Annotated in this window: 4 protein-coding genes and 1 pseudogene; 3 read left to right on the forward strand and 2 right to left on the reverse strand. The window is 66.5% G+C overall.

Features of this window, described 5'->3' with window-relative positions; translation table 11 throughout:
- A pseudogene (gene murC / locus ACFE8Y_RS21555) lies at positions 1 to 231 on the forward strand (UDP-N-acetylmuramate--L-alanine ligase); the annotation flags it as partial.
- An 18-nt stretch (positions 232 to 249) separates the two neighbouring features.
- Here the strand turns inward: murC and ACFE8Y_RS21560 are convergent.
- Complete coding sequence (locus ACFE8Y_RS21560) at positions 250 to 591, reverse strand: helix-turn-helix domain-containing protein (protein WP_375466406.1); 342 nt, start codon at positions 589 to 591, stop codon at positions 250 to 252.
- Between the two features lie 154 nt (positions 592 to 745).
- Positions 746 to 988 carry a type II toxin-antitoxin system RelE/ParE family toxin gene (locus ACFE8Y_RS21565; RefSeq protein WP_375466407.1) on the reverse strand — a complete coding sequence of 81 codons (243 nt, stop codon included), beginning with the start codon at positions 986 to 988 and terminating at the stop codon, positions 746 to 748.
- Positions 989 to 1,071: 83 nt separating this feature from the next.
- Here ACFE8Y_RS21565 and murB point away from each other — a divergent pair, with 83 nt between their 5' ends.
- Entirely contained in the window at positions 1,072 to 2,010 is a 939-nt protein-coding gene (gene murB, locus ACFE8Y_RS21570) for a UDP-N-acetylmuramate dehydrogenase (protein WP_375466408.1), read from the forward strand.
- A partial coding sequence (locus ACFE8Y_RS21575; RefSeq protein ID WP_375466409.1) for a restriction endonuclease occupies positions 1,982 to 2,827 on the forward strand: 846 nt, incomplete at its 3' end. The genes murB and ACFE8Y_RS21575, both read left to right, overlap by 29 nt.

Genomic DNA, 2,827 nt, shown 5'->3' on the forward strand with positions numbered 1-2,827 from the left:
GTCTACGCGGCGGGCGAGGCGCCGATCGAGGGCATCGACCGCGACGGCCTCGTCGCCGGCCTGCGCTCCCGCGGCCATCGTGACGCGCAAGCCCTGGAGCGTCCGGAAGACCTCGCCGGGATCATTGCCGCGCATGCCAAGCCCGGCGACTACGTGGTGTGTCTCGGCGCCGGCAACATCACGCAATGGGCCTACGCGCTGCCGGGGGAGCTGGCGGCGCTGCAGGGGTGAGCATCGGACGTTGCCGCCTCAGGCAGCCTCGGGAACGATGTCCTCGGTGTCGATCCCGAGGGCACGTGCCAGACGTTCGTAGAGCGCAGGATCCGCGATGTCCTCGCCCCGCTCGATCGCCGCCACCGCTGCTTCCGGCACGCCGCAATCCTGCGCGAGCGCGTCGATGGCGATGCCTCGGCGGGTCCGCCAGAAGGCGAGGGGGCTCGGCGCGGCGCGCAACGTGTCGAGGTCGGCTTCGGTCAGAAGTTCTTCCGCGCCCGACTGCAGCTTCTCCTGCGACGCCTCGATGATGCGCTCGTCGAGGGCATCCTCCGCCAGTTCACGCAGGCGCTCGAATTCGGCTTCGGGCAGGATCACGATCGCCTCCCCGGAGGGGGTTCGGGTTCGCACGATGGTCACGGTCGCCCTCCTGAGCAGGGTCCGGAAAAGTGCCCCGCGGTTTTCCGAAAAGAACCTGCGACAAAACAAAACGCTAAGCGGACGAAGCGTTGGCCTGCCAACGCAAGTCTGCTTAGCCGTAGATCGAGCCGCGAGGTCCGACCGCGTGGACAATGACCCGATCCGCCTCGATCGTGAAGACCGCGCGCCAGTCGCCGACGCGCAGGCGGCAGCGGTCTCCGTCCCCCTTCAGCGCCTTCACGTTGTTGGCGAGCGCGGCAGGATCGGCCGCGAGAACCCGGAGCTTTTCGCGGATCAGCGATTCGGTGTTGCGCGGCAATCGGCTGAGGCTGCGCGCCGCAGCGCGGGTGAACACGACGTCTCTACTCGAGACAGCCACCTCCGCGAGGCGTGCGCGCCGGCTTGGCGCCCGTGGAGCATCGGCTTAGTCACGATAGCATGACCGTCTTCCCCGACATCACGGCCGCCCTCCGCGCCGCCGCGCCCAACCTCCGCGGGCGGCTCCTGGCGAACCCGTCGCTCGCCGACCTGACGTGGTTCCGCGTCGGCGGACCGGCGCAGGTGCTGTTCACCCCGGCCGACGAGGCGGACCTCGCGCACCTCCTCGCCGGCCTCGATCCAAAAATCCCGGTCACGGTGATCGGGCTGGGCTCGAACCTGATCGTGCGCGACGGCGGCATCCCCGGGGTGACGGTCCGGCTTGGCGGCAAGGCCTTCGGCTCGGTCGCGGTCGACGGCGACACCCTGCGTGCCGGCACCGCGGTCCCCGACCTGCGGCTTGCCAAGGCCGCCGCCGACGCCGCTCTGGACGGGCTCGCCTTCTTCCGCGGCATCCCCGGCTCGGTCGGCGGCGCGCTGCGCATGAACGCCGGGGCGCACGGCGGCGAGACCACCGACGTGCTGGTCGAGGCGCGCGGCATCGACCGGGCGGGCAACCTGCGCAGCTTCACCCACGCCGAGATGGGCTTCACCTACCGCCACGCGACGGCGCCCGACGACGTGATCTTCACGGGCGCCCTGTTCCGCGGGCGCCCGGGCGATCGCGAGGCGATCGAGGCGGAGATGGCGCGGGTGACGGCGGCGCGCGAGGCGGCCCAGCCGATCCGCGAACGCACCGGCGGCTCGACCTTCAAGAACCCCGAAGGCGGCAAGGCGTGGCAGCTCATCGACGCGGCCGGTTGCCGCGGCCTCACGCTCGGCGGCGCGCAGGTCTCCGAGATGCACTGCAACTTCCTGATCAACCGCGACGGGGCGACGGCTGCCGACATCGAGGGATTGGGCGAAGAGGTCCGCCGGCGCGTGCGCGAGGCGAGCGGCGTCGAGCTGCATTGGGAGATCAAGCGGATCGGTGTACCTGCTACACATACATCGGCGTGAGTTCCACAATGGCGCGAAAAAACACCCACTATTGCCGCAACTGAATAAGTATTTCGCGGCTGCGGCAGACGCCCTGAAGGCACGGGGTGGCTCTGCAACGATCGAGGAGATGGAGGAGGACGTCGCCGACAGACTTAAACTGTCGGACGAAGCTAGAGCGATCCCGCATGGAGATACCGGTCGAACACACTTCCAATACCAGTTGGCTTGGGTTCGGACCTATCTGAAATGGGACGGAGCCGCCGATAATAGTGGGTGCGGCGTCTGTCATCTAACTCCGCGCGGCCAAACGATGAGCCACGCCGATCTCGATGCACTTTGGAAACGGGTCGTCACGAAGCAAAGGGCACGGCGCAAACGAAAGGACGGCGAGTCCTTGAACGAAGACGAAGAGCTCGCCGCATCCGAGGAGATTATCGAGCGTTCTTGGAAGGAACAGTTGCTTGACATTCTTCTTGCAATGGATCCTAGCGCTTTCGAACGTCTTTGTCAGCGGTTGCTGCGGGAGTCGGGCTTCGTAAAGGTCGAGATAACCGGCCGATCCGGTGACGGCGGAATTGATGGAGTGGGCGTGCTCCGTTTAAATTTACTGTCGTTTCATGTTCTTTTCCAGTGCAAGAAATGGAAGAATTCCATCGGAGCACCGATCGTGCGCGACTTCCGGGGAGCAATGGTGGGTCGAGCAGACAAAGGGCTGATCCTAACAACCAGCAATTTCACTGCCGATGCCCGGCGGGAGGCGACGCGGGACGGCGCGCCTGCTATCGATCTGGTCGATGGCGACGCGCTTTGCGAACTCCTCAAAGCAACAAAGATC

The sequence above is a fragment of the uncultured Methylobacterium sp. genome (assembly GCF_964242245.1).
Taxonomy (GTDB): Bacteria; Pseudomonadota; Alphaproteobacteria; order Rhizobiales; family Beijerinckiaceae; genus Methylobacterium.

Coding starts and splice junctions, on each gene's coding strand:
- murB (WP_375466408.1), top strand. CDS start 1,072: ATGACCGTCTTCCCCGACATCACGGCCGCCCTCCGCGCCGCCGCGCCC.